Here is a 1,163-nt window from a genome sequence, read left to right on the forward strand (position 1 = left end):
TCGAAGCCAATGGAACGGAAGATGGCTTCCACGCGTTCCCAGGTCCGGATCACCGGATGGATGCCGCCCGGCGCGCGACCGCGTCCAGGCAACGTGACGTCAATGGTTTCAGAAGCCAGCCGGGCATCCAATTCCGCCTGCGCCAACGCGGCGCGGCGAGCAGTCAGAAGCTCTTCGACTTGTTGCTTGGCCTGATTGATCCGGGCGCCCATTTCGCGCTTTTGCTCGGGATCGAGTTTGCCCAGGCCTTTCAGCAGCACCGTCAGTGCGCCTTCCTTACCCAGGAATCGAGCTTTTGCGTTCTCAAGCGCGGCGGCATCCGTAGCCGCGGCGAACCGTTCTTGCGCCTGGGAGACCAGGTCGTCAACCAATAGAGTCATGAAATCCAGCCTTCAAAACGCAAACGGGGCTATTACAGCCCCGTTTGCAGCGATGCGCGATGAGTTAAAGCGCGCGATCAGGCAGCCAAGGCAGCCTTGGCTTGCTGCACGATGGCGGCAAAGCCGGCCTTGTCGCGCACGGCCAGATCGGCCAGGACCTTACGGTCGAGTTCGATCGAAGCCTTCTTCAGGCCAGCGATGAACACGCTGTAGCTGACGCCATGTTCGCGGACGGCGGCGTTGATACGCGTGATCCACAGAGCACGGAACGTGCGCTTCTTGTTACGACGGTCGCGGTAGGCATATTGGCCAGCGCGCATGACTGCTTGCTTGGCAATACGGAACACATTACCGCGGCGGCCACGGTAACCCTTGGCGGCGGCAATGACTTTTTTGTGACGTGCGCGGGCAGTTACGCCGCGTTTGACGCGAGGCATATTAGATCTCCCTTATCAAGCGAAAGGCATCATGGCCTTGACGGAGGCCACGTTGGATTCATGAACCGCTGCCGAGCCACGCAGTTGACGCTTGGCCTTGGTGGTCTTCTTGGTCAGAATGTGGCGCTTGAACGCCTGACCGCGCTTGATGGAGCCGCTGCCGCGAACCTTAAAGCGCTTGGAGGCGCTTTTCTTGGTTTTCATCTTGGGCATGATGATTCCCTAAACTTAAACTCGTAGTTGATTTGACATGACGCGAGGTGCTTGGCGTTGCTGGCAAAAAGCCCTAGGGCTAGCACCGATGCAACGGCAAAACTTGTAGACCTGTTGTCACTTCTTGGGGGTA

General features: G+C 58.6%; 2 protein-coding genes and 1 pseudogene. All 3 read right to left on the minus strand.

Going from position 1 to position 1,163, the window contains the following annotated elements:
- A pseudogene (locus ACO6D5_RS09180) lies at positions 1–380 on the minus strand (phenylalanine--tRNA ligase subunit alpha); the annotation flags it as partial.
- Positions 381–457: 77 nt separating this feature from the next.
- Positions 458–817: a 50S ribosomal protein L20 gene (gene rplT / locus ACO6D5_RS09185; RefSeq protein WP_006218741.1), complete on the minus strand. Its 360-nt coding sequence runs from the start codon at positions 815–817 to the stop codon at positions 458–460.
- A gap of 15 nt (positions 818–832) precedes the next feature.
- On the minus strand, positions 833–1,030 hold the full coding sequence (gene rpmI, locus ACO6D5_RS09190; protein ID WP_006226956.1) for a 50S ribosomal protein L35: 198 nt from the start codon (positions 1,028–1,030) through the stop codon (positions 833–835).
- Between the last annotated feature and the right edge of the window lie 133 nt (positions 1,031–1,163).

It is taken from the genome of Achromobacter sp., assembly GCF_057314935.1.